Source organism: uncultured Eudoraea sp. (assembly GCF_947258925.1).
Classification (GTDB): domain Bacteria; phylum Bacteroidota; class Bacteroidia; order Flavobacteriales; family Flavobacteriaceae; genus Eudoraea.
Genome location: NZ_CAMYKG010000050.1, coordinates 12,460 through 27,792 on the forward strand (window position 1 = coordinate 12,460; position 15,333 = coordinate 27,792).

At 38.0% G+C, this 15,333-nt stretch carries 19 protein-coding genes; 5 read left to right on the plus strand and 14 right to left on the minus strand.

From position 1 onward, the window contains the following. Positions 1–5: 5 nt before the first annotated feature. The gene (locus tag Q0X77_RS14265; protein ID WP_297798472.1) at positions 6–515 is read right to left on the minus strand and encodes a lactoylglutathione lyase family protein; all 510 of its coding nucleotides are present in this window, start codon (positions 513–515) and stop codon (positions 6–8) included. Positions 516–633: 118 nt separating this feature from the next. Next, positions 634–1,044: a putative quinol monooxygenase gene (locus Q0X77_RS14270; protein ID WP_297798474.1), complete on the minus strand. Its 411-nt coding sequence runs from the start codon at positions 1,042–1,044 to the stop codon at positions 634–636. Positions 1,045–1,300: 256 nt separating this feature from the next. Between Q0X77_RS14270 and Q0X77_RS14275 the strand changes: the two genes are divergently transcribed. Continuing rightward, positions 1,301–2,155: an SPFH domain-containing protein gene (locus Q0X77_RS14275; RefSeq protein WP_297798476.1), complete on the plus strand. Its 855-nt coding sequence runs from the start codon at positions 1,301–1,303 to the stop codon at positions 2,153–2,155. A 3-nt stretch (positions 2,156–2,158) separates the two neighbouring features. After that, positions 2,159–2,338: an Arc family DNA binding domain-containing protein gene (locus Q0X77_RS14280; protein WP_297798478.1), complete on the plus strand. Its 180-nt coding sequence runs from the start codon at positions 2,159–2,161 to the stop codon at positions 2,336–2,338. Positions 2,339–2,427: 89 nt separating this feature from the next. Here the strand turns inward: Q0X77_RS14280 and Q0X77_RS14285 are convergent, their stop codons facing one another. Together Q0X77_RS14285 and Q0X77_RS14290 are read right to left on the minus strand one after the other, a co-directional pair. After that, entirely contained in the window at positions 2,428–3,294 is an 867-nt protein-coding gene (locus Q0X77_RS14285) for a CPBP family intramembrane glutamic endopeptidase (protein ID WP_297798480.1), read from the minus strand. A 251-nt stretch (positions 3,295–3,545) separates the two neighbouring features. Further along, positions 3,546–3,716 (minus strand): hypothetical protein, encoded by a 171-nt coding sequence (locus tag Q0X77_RS14290; protein ID WP_297798482.1) that lies wholly within the window; start codon positions 3,714–3,716, stop codon positions 3,546–3,548. A 290-nt stretch (positions 3,717–4,006) separates the two neighbouring features. Here Q0X77_RS14290 and Q0X77_RS14295 point away from each other — a divergent pair, with 290 nt between their 5' ends. Together Q0X77_RS14295 and Q0X77_RS14300 are read left to right on the plus strand one after the other, a co-directional pair. Further along, positions 4,007–5,011, plus strand: coding sequence for a hypothetical protein (locus Q0X77_RS14295; protein ID WP_297798485.1), 1,005 nt, complete (start codon positions 4,007–4,009; stop codon positions 5,009–5,011). Positions 5,012–5,105: 94 nt separating this feature from the next. Next, positions 5,106–6,095: an NADPH:quinone reductase gene (locus Q0X77_RS14300; RefSeq protein ID WP_297798487.1), complete on the plus strand. Its 990-nt coding sequence runs from the start codon at positions 5,106–5,108 to the stop codon at positions 6,093–6,095. A gap of 105 nt (positions 6,096–6,200) precedes the next feature. On the opposite strand, the gene Q0X77_RS14305 is transcribed toward Q0X77_RS14300, so the two are convergent. From Q0X77_RS14305 to Q0X77_RS14350, 10 genes are all read right to left on the minus strand, one after another. Continuing rightward, a complete protein-coding gene (locus tag Q0X77_RS14305) occupies positions 6,201–6,692 on the minus strand; it encodes a nuclear transport factor 2 family protein (RefSeq protein WP_297798490.1) in 492 nt (163 codons plus the stop codon). An 84-nt stretch (positions 6,693–6,776) separates the two neighbouring features. After that, positions 6,777–9,491, minus strand: a complete 2,715-nt coding sequence (locus Q0X77_RS14310) for a phosphoenolpyruvate carboxylase (protein ID WP_297798492.1) — start codon at positions 9,489–9,491, stop codon at positions 6,777–6,779. Positions 9,492–9,526: 35 nt separating this feature from the next. Then, a complete protein-coding gene (locus tag Q0X77_RS14315; RefSeq protein WP_297798494.1) occupies positions 9,527–9,961 on the minus strand; it encodes a cupin domain-containing protein in 435 nt (144 codons plus the stop codon). 63 nt (positions 9,962–10,024) lie between these two features. After that, positions 10,025–10,549: a hypothetical protein gene (locus Q0X77_RS14320; RefSeq protein ID WP_297798496.1), complete on the minus strand. Its 525-nt coding sequence runs from the start codon at positions 10,547–10,549 to the stop codon at positions 10,025–10,027. A 110-nt stretch (positions 10,550–10,659) separates the two neighbouring features. After that, a complete protein-coding gene (locus tag Q0X77_RS14325) occupies positions 10,660–11,013 on the minus strand; it encodes an antibiotic biosynthesis monooxygenase (RefSeq protein ID WP_297798498.1) in 354 nt (117 codons plus the stop codon). A 121-nt stretch (positions 11,014–11,134) separates the two neighbouring features. Continuing rightward, positions 11,135–11,674: a dihydrofolate reductase family protein gene (locus Q0X77_RS14330; protein ID WP_297798500.1), complete on the minus strand. Its 540-nt coding sequence runs from the start codon at positions 11,672–11,674 to the stop codon at positions 11,135–11,137. Positions 11,675–11,783: 109 nt separating this feature from the next. Next, complete coding sequence (locus tag Q0X77_RS14335; protein WP_297798502.1) at positions 11,784–12,155, minus strand: DoxX family protein; 372 nt, start codon at positions 12,153–12,155, stop codon at positions 11,784–11,786. Positions 12,156–12,293: 138 nt separating this feature from the next. Beyond that, positions 12,294–12,632, minus strand: coding sequence for an alpha/beta hydrolase (locus tag Q0X77_RS14340; protein WP_297798504.1), 339 nt, complete (start codon positions 12,630–12,632; stop codon positions 12,294–12,296). Positions 12,633–12,643: 11 nt separating this feature from the next. Beyond that, a complete protein-coding gene (locus tag Q0X77_RS14345) occupies positions 12,644–13,342 on the minus strand; it encodes an alpha/beta fold hydrolase (RefSeq protein WP_297798506.1) in 699 nt (232 codons plus the stop codon). A gap of 172 nt (positions 13,343–13,514) precedes the next feature. Beyond that, positions 13,515–13,946, minus strand: a complete 432-nt coding sequence (locus tag Q0X77_RS14350) for a hypothetical protein (RefSeq protein ID WP_297798508.1) — start codon at positions 13,944–13,946, stop codon at positions 13,515–13,517. Positions 13,947–14,251: 305 nt separating this feature from the next. Between Q0X77_RS14350 and Q0X77_RS14355 the strand changes: the two genes are divergently transcribed. Further along, on the plus strand, positions 14,252–15,217 hold the full coding sequence (locus tag Q0X77_RS14355; protein WP_297798510.1) for an IS110 family transposase: 966 nt from the start codon (positions 14,252–14,254) through the stop codon (positions 15,215–15,217). The last annotated feature ends 116 nt before the right edge of the window (positions 15,218–15,333 follow it).

Sequence of the window (15,333 nt, forward strand, 5' to 3'; positions counted from 1 at the left end):
CTTTTTTAGTCCTGATAGGCCCCTGAAGAATAGGTTAATTCATAACTGTGGGTGTAAATCTCGAATACAATTCCAAACGGATCCTCAACATATACCATTTTATATGGTTTTTCATTTGGGTAATACTCACGTATGGGCATTCGTTGCTTACCGCCGTATTCCACTATTTTCCTGGTTAAATTCTCAATATCCGGATCCTGAACACAAAAGTGAAAAAGTCCCGTATTGAACGGATTAAACTCCGGCGCTTCTTTAATTCCGTGCGGAAATGAAAACAGCTCAATACCAATTCCATCTGAAGTGGACATATGAGCAATTTCGAATTCTTCCCAGTCTTCACCAAAAACATCAATACACATTACCCCTATTGCTGTATCACTTTCTTTCCTGACTTTCGATGGGGGCATGATGGTATACCATCCCATTACTTCCTGATAAAAATTTACAGCTTTATTAATATCTGGAACTGTGATTCCAATGTGTGAAAACGATCTCGGATATTTTTTTTCTTCCATAGTATTTTGGTCTAAATTGTTAATTAAGCACTAACTTTTCTTTTTAGTATTCTCTTATTTTTGTGAAGGCTTTTTCTACTTGCCGGTGGAAAGTACTTTGTCGTTGCCAGCAAGGGCATTATTTTTTAAAATCACCCTCAACTTTCCAAAAGGAAATTTCCGGGGGCCCGGCAAGGAAGTTTCTGGATTTTGCAATAAATTCCTGTAAATGAGGAGTATTCATATGCGCTGAGTTATAATAAGATGCATCACTCCATTCTTCATAAAGTAAAATATTGGTTTTGTCTTTTGGGTCTACATGAAGTTTTAGAAGCACAAAATTGGGCTCTGTTTTTACTTTTTTGATCAGGTTGGTTAAAGCGGCAACTGTTTCTTCCCCTTTCTCTGGCTGAGCTTTATATTTTACCAGTACAATTATATTATCCCCGGCATCCGTATCAGAAAATTTTTCACTGAAATTCCAACCAATCAGGATGAAAGTTAATACCAAAAGCATCATTTTTGCCGAAATAGTTCTTAGTAATCTCATAGATGAATCATTTTAGAATTGTTATTGATGAAGCCATATCTGTTGCTATATGGTCTGAATGCCGGTTTAGTTTTAAAGTTAAATGTAGCGAAAACTCTCAATGATTTCTAACTCCCCCATGTAAAATGGTGGTTGTTTTGATTGTATTATTACTTCTTACTATCTCTAAACTATTTATCCAAATTTTTTTTCGCTACTTATTATTTTGATATTTATAAAAAATATAGTATTATTATGATATCAAAATGATATCTGTATGAAAAACGAAAAAACTATAAAGCCTATTAATGGATATTTGATGTTAGTAGTGTTATTTGCCCTTTTGTTTACCATGATTGCAGGATTGGTTACAGCCGGTAATGTTGTATTCTTATTACTGGTATTCTTAATAATTCTTATAATCAGAGGATTCTTTATTGTCAATCCAAACGGCTCTAAAGTATTGGTACTGTTTGGGGCCTATAAGGGGACAGTACGCGATAACGGATTTTTCTGGGCCAACCCGTTTTATTCCAGGTCGCGAATTTCCTTAAGAGCAAGGAATTTTGACAGTGAAAGGGTAAAGGTCAATGATAAGATTGGCAACCCAATTATGATTAATGTTATTCTGGTTTGGCAGGTTGATGACACCTATAAAGCGGCTTTTGATGTAGATCATTATGAAGAATTTGTCCGGGTGCAGACAGATGCAGCTGTTAGAAAACTGGCTGGATCTTATCCTTATGATAATTTTGATGACGAGCGGGCAGAATTAACATTGAGGTCCGGGATGGATGAAGTAAATGAAGCATTGGAGAATGAGATAACTGAGCGCCTCGCCATTGCGGGAATCAGGGTGATGGAAGCTAGAATTGGTTATTTGGCCTATGCACCTGAAATTGCAAATGCAATGTTGAAAAGACAACAAGCCGTGGCCATCGTGGCAGCCAGGAAGAAAATTGTGGAAGGAGCAGTAGGTATGGTCGAAGACGCGTTAAGACAACTTTCAGAGGATGGTATCATTGATTTTGATGATGATAAAAAAGCTTCCATGGTTAGTAATTTAATGGTGGTTCTTTGCGGGGACAAAGAAGCAATCCCAGTGGTTAACGCGGGTACTTTAAATTCCTAATCTGTGAGTAAACGAAAGTCATTCGCACTTAGAATAGACCCTGAAATTTTCAAATTAGTTGAAAAATGGGCGGATGACGAATTTCGTAGTGTAAATGGACAACTGGAATGGATCATTACTAAAAGTCTTAAAGATTCCAAAAGGCTGTCTAAAAAAAAGACACAGAAAAAAGATCCTGGCTGACCTTATTGTAGTTTAAGGTTATTATTCTTTGGCAAAAATTTCTTTTCATAAATCTTGTTTGTATTTTCAAATTGCAAATAATAGTTCAGCTATAAATTATAGCCTTTACTCTGTTTAGATTTTTTTGGAGCATAAAAGAATATAATTCCTAAAATCAATAAAATTTGGGCAATTAAAGATAAAACTGAACCCTCGAATCCAAATGGACCTCCATTAACATAATTGGCATTAACAATCTGGTGTTCAACAATGGAATAAGAATCTATTCCACTGACATTGAATCCTAAAAGCGACTGAAATAAATTCCAGCTAAAGTGCAATGCAATTGGAAACCATAAGTTTTTTGTGTGAATATAGGTTAGTCCCAAAAGCACTCCGCCAATAAACAATTCGAAAAGTGCAAACCAACTGATATTTGGGTTGAAACTGTGCACCAAGGCAAATAGAATGGAAGAAATAGTTAGGGCTAAATACTTGTTGAATGAAACCATTAAGTTTTTTAAAATATAACCTCTAAACAGTGTTTCTTCTACAATAGCCACGATTGCAAATTGTAAGGTCACAATTAGCAGTTGGTTTGGATCAAACACAATTTTTTGAAAGCTAATTTCTCCTAACCCAAACAAAGTCAGATATCCAAAACTCATTATCAATCCACCAATTATTATTCCGGCAAAAAACTCTTTGAATCTATTTTTAGTGTGAAATCCAAGTTCAATGAAATTTTGTTTGTCCACATACTTCATGAAAATCCAAATCAGTAAAAAAGTGCCAATAAAATCAAAAATTCCAAGAGTTAGCCGTTGTATGGGAGTTGCATGTTGAATGTCCCTGGTTACGTCAATTTCAGCAACCATAATACCAAAAAATCCGAAGAGTCCAACTATGAAAATATAAGGCAGGACGAGAAGTACTATTCGTTGCCATCCGGTATTTTTAGAAATTTGGTCGTTCATTTTTAACTTAGCATAGGTAACAGAACATCAAATATTTATTTGTATAAGACAACTCCCACAATGATTCCTATATAGAAGTTCGTCTTACTTTTTTTCGTCTTTTTTTCTTCCATTCAATTGTTGTTTAGGTTCTTATTGATTCAATTTTGTTTTCCCCTAATGAACGTTAACGCTTCGGCTATAATTTCGTTATGCCCGTAGCGCGATGATCCTGGCCATCCGGCTTGGATTATCACCTTTGTTATTCAGCCTTACTTAGTTCTTTTACCTATTAAACCCATAAGAGCAGAGATAAAACCCAAACCTGCCAGGGCGCCAGAGATAAGTGCATTTCTGTCGCTATCTTCAAGCAGCAAATAAATGACCGCGGCAATAGCAATGAGGATCAGTCCAAAACCTAAAAAGAGATTATAATTTTTCATAAGATTTTATTTAACAAGGATAAATTACACGTTTTTCTTTTATGTACAGTACTGATATCTTTAGAGCCTATGCGGATATGTAGATTCTACAGTAAATTTTGCCCCAATTCAAAAGTCACCTAAATGTATGGACTATTCTTAAGATGGTCCTATAAAAAAACCATAAGCTTTTTATGGTTTACATAAGAACACAAACCTATAAACATCTAAAATTGGGAAAACCTGAAAATACCTATATACTTCTTTAAACTAATTCCCGTTTTATTAGTCTAAGCAATAACACCTATATTATGAAAGTCCAAATCTGTATTTTTCTCTGCTTTTTTACTTTACTATTGAGCTGCAGCAATTCAGACGATGTTGTAGAGGAGACCCCGCAAGAAATTAATGCAGGCTATCAAAAACTGCAAATAGCAGATCCTGATGCGGGAAATCTGTGGGTAGGAATTTGGTACCCAACCACCGAGACCGAAACAGCATATAACTATAATACAGCCGCTACCGACCTTGATATCACCGGATTTGTAGCTGAGAATGCACCCACTGCATTTGGGGATTGGCCTTTGGTGGTCTATTCTCATGGATTTTCCGGAGGTGGTATTGGTTCAGTTGAGATCTGCGAAGCCCTGGCAAGGGCAGGTTATGTTGTGGCAGCCGTTGACCATTCGGATGCCGTACTGGCCGTACGTGTAGAAGGCCCGTCTACCGGGACCATAGAAGAGGCCTTACAATACCTTAGTGACAACCCTTTTGGTGATGGAACCGACTACGAATACCGAATAGGTGAAACAGAAGCAGTCGTTAGTGCCCTACAGTCAAAAACGGAATTTAACCTGACTTCAAAATTGGTTTTAGGCGGTCATTCCATGGGCGGCTGGACGGTGATGAAGACGATGGAAGCCGGACTTAACCCAGATGCGATGTTTGTATTTTCAATGGGAGAACTCAACTGGCTCTTTACCGGCAACCGCTATTTTGAGGCGCCCTTTTTTCAGAATTTGGAGTTTCCAACAGCCTATTTTTACGGAGGCGTTGAATACCTGCAGGCGGTAGATGCAGACAGGGACAATGTTTATGCTGCCTTCTGTTATGCAAATTCGCCTTCGCCCAGTTACGGACTGCTGGTTGCAGAAGGGAATCACTTCACCTACAATTCACCGGCCTTAGCACCCGGGTCAGGAGGAACCACCACACAGTTCAATGCTATCAATAGCCGGCTGATCAATTTCCTGGATAAACATATCAAAAATAAGGAAGTGGAGGTAAGTACGGATATGGAAGATCTCTCCAAGTAACTAACCAACAATTTAAATAAAGGCATAACTAACGGTCACGGCTAAGAATTGGCCCGAAGGTAAACCCTTTTTATAATTCTGTACATTTATAGGCATGAAAGCAGCTATCTATACAGAGCAAGGTCCGGCAACAACAGTGTTGCAGATACAGGAAATGGAAGAAATTCATCCACTTGAAAATGAAGTCCAAATTGAAATTCATTATTCAGGGGTTAATCCGGGTGAGGTAAAAAAGCGAGCCGATACCTATGGTGTAGGAATGCCATATAATAAGATTATCCCGCATAGCGATGGTTCCGGCTATATAAGTAAAGTCGGCAGCCGGGTAGATGAAAAATGGATTGGCAAAAAGGTACTTTGTTTTGGTGCGCAATCCTATCGACAGTTTGGAACAGCAGCCGAGTATTGTTGCGTTCCGGTTAGCAATGTAGTTGAGGTAGCCGGGCATGTGGACTTGAAACAAGCAGCTCAAATGGGTATCCCCGGGATTACAGCGCATCGGTCAATTCATGTTGGAGGGAGTGAAGTCAGGCAAGATCGGACAAATCAGGTGGTTCTTATACAGGGCGGAAGCGGGGCTGTAGGCCAGTGTGTTATTGCTATGGCCAGGAAATCCGGGGCAACTGTAGTAGCTACTGTTCGGAAAGAGGATGATTTTAGTATTGCAATTTCTGCGGGGGCCGATAAAATTTTTCTGCTTAATGATCAACTAAAAGAGAATATTTTAGCGGCATACCCGGAAGGAGTAGACCATATCGTAGAAGTGGCATTTGCAGCGAATATCGACACTGATGTGGCCATATTAAAACAGGGCGGCACAATTGCAACATATGCTTCTAATGAAAGTCCTGCCAGCATTCCTTTCTGGCCATTGGTCTTTTCTAATATTTCAATACACTTCCTGGGAAGTGATGATTTTAGTGATGCTTCCAAACGAGCAGCAGCCCGGGATTTGGCAGAGGCCCTGGCGGAAGGCTGGCAGGGTTTGGCCATTGGCGAAATTTATGATCTGGAAGAAATTGACAAGGCACATTTACATATTGAAAATCGAAAAGCTGGAAGGGCTCTGGTAAGGGTAAGGTAAAATTGTCCAACCACTATATAAAATGCTAAGGAATACCAGTTGATTATGATTTCTCAGCATTTTTGGGTGATGACTTGCAGTCCTTCTTACCGGCAGGCATTATTTTTAATGTAGGCTTATTACTTTTGTAATTTTCCAATTTTCAGCAGTCTGCTTCCAAAGTATGATAAATTTACCTGGCTTAGATTGGGCATTAGGTTCCTCGTTATTAAAGAATTTATGATAGCCTATTTCCACTGCTCCAAAATCTTTTATGGGGTACACTTCAACACTTCCTGCTACTAAGGTTCTTTGCACCTTGCCACATATATTTTTTTCGATGGCATCCAGAACATCCTGCTTTGAAGTCGTAAGACCTCCCTTATCATGATAAAACTCCAGGTCTTCAGCATATAGCAAAGCCTGTTTCTTCATATCACAGGTATTATACGCATCAAAATAGGCTTTGTCCATAGCCACTATGGTATCAAATAACTCCTGATCAACGGGTTCATAGGTTATGGAATCAATTGAAGTTGCTTCTTGTGCAAGACCACGGAGCCCATTTAAAGTCACAAGCAGCAATGTGGCTAATTTTATGTATCTATTATAAACCATAACACTATTTATATCATATTAGCTGCCTGATTAACTCATCTACAGGTAAAGAAAAGGCCAGAGGCAACCGTTGTCCGATATTGGTTATCCTGTACTTTTTAACCCACCTGCCAAAGCATTTACCAGCAGTAATAGTTGCAACAGATATTGGTCGTTCCGCTTCTTATCCGTCTTTAAGATGCTTCGCCACTTTATGAGATAGTCTATTTGAATCTCATGAAGTAGTTTCAAGGCATCGTTTCTTAATTTGTTATTCTCCAATTTTGAGATTCGTCTAACTTCTGCAGAAGCCCCCATTATTTCTTCTATTTTTTCCAGACTGGTCTTATAATCAGTCAGAATCAAATCCATTATTTTTTGTTTGGTTTGTTTATCCGGCACCAGATCCGCAAAGGCATTCATAATACTGGTATCCGAATTCAATAAATTGGATTCAATTGAAATAAGGCTGTATTTTAAGAAGGGCCATTCTACGGATAATTGCTTCAATTGCTCAAATTCATGTGGATATTGTTCCTGAAATTCTTTCAATGCCGTTCCCGCACCAAACCAGCCACTCAGGTTAAATCTGGATTGGTTCCAACTAAAAACCCAAGGTATGGAACGAAGGTCATCCAGGGAACGTTGACCAGTTCTGCGTGCTGGCCTGGATCCAATGCTGCTTTGTTCCAAAACATCAATTGGGGTTGCATTCGTATAGAAATCAATAAAGTCGGGATCATCCAGTAACTTTCGATAAGTTCGCCTTGCTAATTCCACCAAATGGTCCATGACCACATAGAGCTGTTCATTTTTGGTTTTGGGACTATTAATCATAGCCTGTCTTGCGGTTCCGGCAACAAACATCTCCAGGTTATACGTGGCCGTAAGCCGATTGGCAAATTGGTTGGCAATAGTCTCCCCTTGTATGGTCATTTTAATTTGACCACTCAGGGAACCGGGAGGCATACTATCCAAAAACCGATGAATTTTTCCTCCCCCGCGGCTAATTGTTCCTCCCCGTCCATGAAAAAAGCACAGTTTTACGTCCAAATCATTGCCCACTTTGGTGAGATTTTCTTCTGCTTTGTAGATATTCCATCGGCTTGTAAGTAATCCACCGTCTTTATTACTATCACTATATCCCAACATCACTTCCTGGGTAAAAGGTTGTATGACTTTTCGTTGTTTTTGAAGGACCGGATGTTCCAGGAAAGCAGTTAAGATTTCTGGTCCGGCAATTAAGTCATCAATGGTTTCCAGTAATGGAACCACCGGAAGATAGGTATCCTGAAGGCCAACTTCTCTTAAGAATAAGAAAACCAATAACAGATCACTTAGGCTACGTGTCATACTGACAATGATAGAGCCAATACCGTCTGTTCCATATAGACTTACATAGTTCTTCACCTCACGGAAATAAGCAAGAACACTATCAGCTTCCGGGCCACATGCTGTTCCGGCCACCAGGAATGGGCGTTTACTTTTCAGTTCCTTATTGATAAAAGCTAATCGCTTGTCTTCATCCCAATTTGCATAATCTGAATCTTTGTAATTCGAAGCAGCTAAAATTTGACCAATTGCTTTTTCGTGGTAGGCACTATTTTGCCTGATATCTAGCTTTGCAAAATAAAAACCAAAACACTGTACTAGGCGTTCTAATGGGAACAACCACTGTTTCGCTATTCGGGCTGCATCTATGCTGATGAGCACCTCTCTTAATTTTTTTAATTCTGATGACAGATCGCTTGCAGATTTAAAATATCCTTTATCTCCCAACCTATGATCGTTTACAATGGTATGTTGTAATCTAAGCAAGAGTAAATTTATAAATTGACGGAAAGGTTCGGAAGGGTTTCTATCTAATGCCTTTTGTCCGTCTTCTCCAAATAATTCGGCTTTCGTTTGAAGGTCATCCAAAAATGTTTGCGGGACAGAAAATCTATAAATGGAAAAGCTGAGTTTGGATGCCAGGTTAAACAACTGATCGTGTATCAATTCTAAAGCAGCCTGGCGATGCAATTGTAAGGTGGAGGCGGTAAATTCAGCTGTAACGAACGGATGGCCATCCCGGTCACCACCTACCCAACTCCCCAATTGAATTATAGGAAAATCCTCCGGCCATTTCAGTAATTCCGGAGAAAAACCCAAGGTTGTCCAGGCATCTTGCAGGCGTTGGTCGGTTAATTGTATCGCTTCCGGAAATACATTCACAAAGTAATGCATCAGGTTGTTCCTCTCGTCTTCCAGGCGTGGCTTTTCAAGGTAAATTTCGCCTGTACGCCACCAGCGTTCCATTAAAGTGATGATTTCTCGCTTCAGTCCGGATGCTTCAGAAGTGGACCAATTAGATTTTTCGTTTTCGACCAGTAGCAAGTAGATCTCCCGGTGGATGTCTAAGACCGTAAGCCGCTTTGCTTCGGTTGGATGAGCGGTCAAAACCGGTACTACCCTTATTTCCCTTAACTTTTGGATTATTTTTTGCTCATTTATTCCCGCAGTTTTCCATTCATGAAGTGTTTCTCCCCAAGAGCCCCGGATTGATTCTAACCCAAACTGCGTTTCTGCTTTTCGGCGGTACTGGGTAGCGGCATTCTCTTCAGCTAAGTTTAATAACTCAAAACAGATCCCGATGGCTTGCGTCAACTTTTCATTAGCAGGGGTGTTTTTTATGGTAGTTTCCCCATTGCCAAAGGGCAGGGCTTTAACCAAATCCTCTTCACCTATGGAAATAAGCATTTCTTTAAATAGCGATACCAAATATTGAAAGTCGGTTTTTATTTTCTGAAGTCCCTCGTTTTGGAGTTGTTCTTTTGTCATATTACCATTCGATTATAGCGGATTCATTATATTTTTTATTCTTCATAGATATCAAACTCAGCTGAAACCGATTTCATCAAATCTTTATCTTTAAAATCAAGGTCAGTCATCTTTGAAAGTTTCTCCAGGTATAGGTCAAATTGTCCGTTTTTAAATATGGTCAACATTTTTCCGCCTTTGTCGCATCTTGCGGCATGCCATACATTTGGAGGAACGGTGATAGTATCTCCCGGTTTGCAAATTATAGTTTCATCGTCAAAGATAAGCACCAATTCACCTTCCAGGATATAAAAAACCTCAGTCATGATCTTATGATGATGTCGTTTAAGAAAAAAACCGGGCTTTAAAAGGTCTTCTACAAAGCATAATTCACCATGCGTAGTAGGGGAAGCAAGCTTAACGAAACAATGATCCTGGGAGTAGTTATAATTCTTGCCTTCACCATTCCGAATAATCTGTTTTTCTTTCATTGTAGTCAATTTTAGCCAAAATTTAATATATCAAATGTTTTTATGTTCTAATTCAATAGTTTTTTATTCCACAATTTCCACATTTATGGCATCTAACCAGGCAGTTCCAAAATCCCCTGGGTAAATACCATAGGAAATGATATCGGCATTATCGGGAACTTTAGCTTCTATTTCGTACATGCTCCATTCCGATGATTCCACACGATAGTTATCAAGACTGTCAGATAGCGGAGGAAGTCCTTCGTGTTCATCGTCCGAAGGCTCAGGATCAATTGATAATCTAATGAAGGCAAAGTCGGATTCAACCAACTCAGCCCTGGCTGCTGCCCTAAATCGTATCTTTCTTCCTCTGAATGGTGTTGCATCTATATATTGTCTAGGAGTAAGGGCAATTTCTCCATATTTAAGACCTTCTGTACGATGTAACATTGCGGACTTAGTTCCATTATAAGGATTTTTATTACTTATGATCATGTTTGCTCCTAATCGCTGAAATTTAGTCCAGGACACCCAACCATCCGGGGCTTCACCTGAAGCATTATTCTCAAAATCAACATTTGTAGGCTTCTCCAGTTTTTTATTAATCAACCACCTTAAATCTTAAGGCAACTGTTTGAGTAAAATATGCTAATAGCCATTTTCGGGATTATTTTCCTTCGTTTTTTCTATAGGGACAGATTTACTTTTTCATTCCTTTCTTAAATAGTAGCTAAACCCACACCATACTCATAGTAGGTAACATCGAACCCTTCCAGGGCATTAAGTAGCGTTTGGGATGGACTTCCATAAACCTCTAATGAAATCTCTGAAATGGCCAATAACTCTCCCAACAATTCACCTACATTGGAAATATGTTCCAGCGCCGCCTCAGAATTCACATAACACTCCCGAACAATACATTCTGATTTGCCTTCATTATAAAACCAATCGTATTGAATCGTTCCTTTGTCTTTTAGTTTAACCATTTCCACACAGGCGTCTGCCAGCTTTTTAAATTCATCTATTTTTCCCGGCTGAATTCTCAACCGGGCATTAACTTTAAGTTCTTTCATCTGGTTTATGTTGATCCTAAGTAAGATACAAAAAAGAAGTCAAAGGGATTTTACATAGTAAAAGAGTAAGAAACCTGAATAAACGGTAAATGTACCAGAAACATTTTTAGGGATTATATTGCTATCTTCTTCTAACAAATCGATTTTGAACCACCTTTCCCAAAAACAGTTTGGCAGCTGCACATTCAAAGTCCAAGGATTTTGGAAGTTCTGTAAACAATGGAATTCCACCGCCTAATAGAACAGGAATTGTCGTAATAATCATCTCGTCAATTAAGTCTGCTTTCAAAAAGTTTCGTATTGTGGTTCCACCGTCAATGTAAAGTCGAAACAGTCCTTTTGCATAAATCTCTTCCAAAATTTCTGTCAATTTTCCTTTCACTAAATAAGCTTTTCCTTTATAAGATTGCGGGATTTCGTGCAAAGTATTGCTCAAGACAAATACGGGTTTAGTATAAGGCCAATCCACATCAAATCCGCAAACCGTTTCAAAAGTGGTCCTTCCCATAACAATAGCGTCGATAGAATTTGTAAATTCCAAATATCCCATATCATCATTATCCGGATTTGGTATCGAATGCAACCAATCAACTCCACCATTTTTATCGGCGATATAGCCATCGAGACTTGTGGCAATAAAGACACTATTTTTTTTATTCATTACTATTTTAGGTTTCGGTTGTCATCTGAATGCCGGCGTTCTTGTGTATGGGGCTTGGCCATGTTTAGCTGACAACATCTCCATAAATTGTTATTTGTCTTTTACAATATCATGTTTCTGTCGTCCCCAATTTTTTTTCATATACATAGGATACCAGTAAAAGAATAATGGCAACTAGTGCTCCCCCAAATTCTCCGTCATTAATATGCAAGTGTGCTGAAAGGGCAAGGACAAAATCAAAGAAAAATCCGGCATATGCCCATTCTTTCAAAGGGTTAGATTTTTTAGACCATATGGCGATCAATCCTAAAATCTTTGCAATTGCCAGGGGATAGATAATATAGCTTGGATATCCCAATTTGCTGAAAGTCTCAGCAACCATTTCATGATTTAGAAAATACATTCCGGCAGACAGGAGCATTAATACAGTTAGTAAGCCAGTAGCTAAATAATAAATTATTCTGTTTCTTTTTCGATTCATCAGTCCTTGATTTCAATATAAGTTGTTCTTCTTTTACACAACGGTTTTATTAAGGTTACAGCCAGTAGTTTTGCTCCGTCTAAATTTTCTTTCGTAAAGTGTTGAAACATTTCATTTCCAGCATCACTTGTTGATGGGCTAATCGTACCTGGAATAAAAATTCAGGGTTTCATTTATGGTTTCTATCCGTTGTTCGTCTTTTTCAATGAGTAATTCATGTTGTGCGTTTTCAACCTCGTAAGCCATACAATCTTTTCCCAGGTTTTTAGCGGCAGTTACAAATTTCTGGTGGGCATATGGATATACAATTTCCTCGTTTTCTGCCGAAAAAAGAATGAAAGGGGTCTTTAATTGGTCAATATGGCTGAATAAATAGTCAAATTGTTGACAAGATTTATAAACCCAGGTATAGGTTGCACCCCCAAGTCTTGCTTTAGGTTCCTTCGCAAAAGCATCAATCATTCTATCGTATCGCAATTCAGAACCTGTTAAGGTATTCCCCTCAAACGAAGTTTTGACTCGCCTAATGCAAATTCTGGGGTATCACCCACCAATGCTTCGACAATACTGCAAATTGAGGGTGTTAATCCCAACATTGGCGAGGAGAATGCAGCAGCTGTAAAATCATTAGGATGCTGCTCAAGATAGGTTATGCCTATTGCACCTCCCATGGAATGGGCTAACAGGTAGGAGTTTTTATAGTTCTCAGGTTTTAAATAATGGTCGTAGAAATATTTCATATCGTCTATATAAAACTGAAAATTATCGATATAGCCCATATCAGGGTTTTCCGTCATTCTGCCGGATAGCCCCTGTCCTCGATGGTCAAGAATGTAAATTGCATAGCCATTCTTAGCAAGGTCAAAAATAAGTTCTTTGTATTTTATTGCAGCTTCAGTTCTGCCTGATGAAATTAAAATAGCTTTTTCGGTGTCCGGTTGCTCAAATATTCGATAATATATTTGAACATCAGCTTCCCCATTAAAAAAACCTTCCTTCCCGCTATCATAAAAGTCTTCAATTTTTTGACTGTAAGAGCTATCTTTTAAATTAACTTCAGTGGTAAGCTCATACTTGTTTTCTTCCTTTGCTATCCGATCAAAATTCCGCTTGCAGGAAATCAACATGATGGTTGAAATCAATACGAGGGACATTAAATAGCTTAAATATATTTTATACTTTTCCATTTTAAATTTTTCCTAAAGGTTAGGCACTGATCGCGTTGGGAAGCACAATGTGGTGGCTGTATAAGATAGCGCGATGGTCATAGTTTTTAGTTATGAAACTACGCCGTTTAAAAGTAAGGATTTACCCGAACAACGAAAAGTAAGATGAATTATAGCCCTGTATTTAACTGTATTAAATTTTAATAATCTCTAGTCCTTCGATCCAAAAGATTTCAGATTCAAAAAACTTAAGTCTTGTTTTGATTACCCTGTCAGTCTTGTCACGGGGAGATTTAGTAATAAATCTTGCTCGGGAATTATTGAAATCCAAGGTATGTTTTTCGTCAAAGTCTCCTTGCTCGTTCGCAAAAAAAGAAACAACTTTCCCATCCATACTCCAGGTTCCTTTTCCATATTTATTAGTTATTACCGGAATGCTGGCTTTATGATCCCGGTGGAAATGAAAAGTAAATGTCCCGTCTTCACGCAATGTCAAGGTGTATTCAATTAGATGTTCTTCCCCTCCAAGCTTTTTAAAGTATTCACCTACTGTGCTATTCGACTGCGACTGCGCGAATAGAGCACTGAAAAAAAATAAAATCGTAAATATTTTCTTCAGAAACATAGTGTAAAATACATTTCAAAGTGTTGATTTGTATACTCTAATGTAGGAAATATTTTATGAGTAGGGTAGGTGATATAGATGAATTATAGCCATCTTAAGTTTGTAATATCTTTATTTCATTAATTAATTAGAAAGAACAAAAGAGAGGATTAAGGTTAATATAGCCGTAGAGACTGAGATCTCGTCAACAATGATAATCCCCTCTCTTTTTCTACTTCAATTTCGTTCAGTTCTGTGAGACTTTTAGATCTCGATTTCAAGTTGTTGAAAGCAAAGTAGATTGTCCTTTCAAAAAACATTTTCTTATGTTTAAATATAATCAAATCTTTGGTGTTGATATCAGCAAAGATGTATTCGATGTTATGAGCTCCCAAGGGAAACATTTTAAGTTTAAAAATAGCTCAAAAGGTTTTAATCAGTTGACCAAACATCTTACTAAAAAAGACCTAATCGTTATGGAGGCTACTGGTTATTATCATTATTGTTTAGCCAAATATCTGTATGATCTTGGCTATACGGTATCGGTTGTGAATCCTCTGGCAGTAAAACGTTTTGTTCAAATGAAACTATCTAAAATCAAAACAGATAAATCTGATGCTCTTGCGATTTGTCAATATGCCAGTTTGAATGAAGTTCCCATCTTTACTTCTAAAGATTCCAATCAAGCAGAATGCGTTCAACTGATGAGTCTCATTGAAATTTATCTTAAACAAAGAACTGCTTTAAAGAATAAGTTACATGGTGAAAAAATATTGGGCAAACCCTCTAAAACGGTATATCATTCAATCAATCGATCATTAAAAGTTCTCCAAAAGGAAATTCAATTATTGGAAAATAGGCTGTTAGAACTCGTTAAATCACATCAACAAAAACAACTTACACTACTTAAGAGTATTCCAGGAATGGGAACTAAAACAGCCATAATTTTGATTGTCCTTACGGATGGATTTACAAAGTTTGAAAACGCTAAACAACTCTGTTCATACGCAGGAACTACACCTACTATACGTATGTCTGGATCCTCTGTTAGAGGTAAAAGCCGAATTAGTAAAATGGGTAATCAAAAACTTAGAAACCTACTCTTTTTATGTGCTTTCTCTGCCTGTAAATATAACAAGGCTTGTCGTGAATTATATGAAAGAATTGTAGCTAAGGGAAAAAGTAAAAAATTGGCCCTAATAGCAGTGATTAATAAGCTCTTAAAACAGGCTTTTGCAGTAGCTAAATCAGGATTATTTTATGATGAAAACTATGTCTCGAATTTAAGTTAATTTCCTTTGGATTTTAACTCAGTTCTTTGTTGTAACACGTACTTTTTTTTACACCTCGATTGATATTTTTACCTTTCCTCCAAGTCCTTTTTCGACAATGTCGTAAAGTGTTTTTA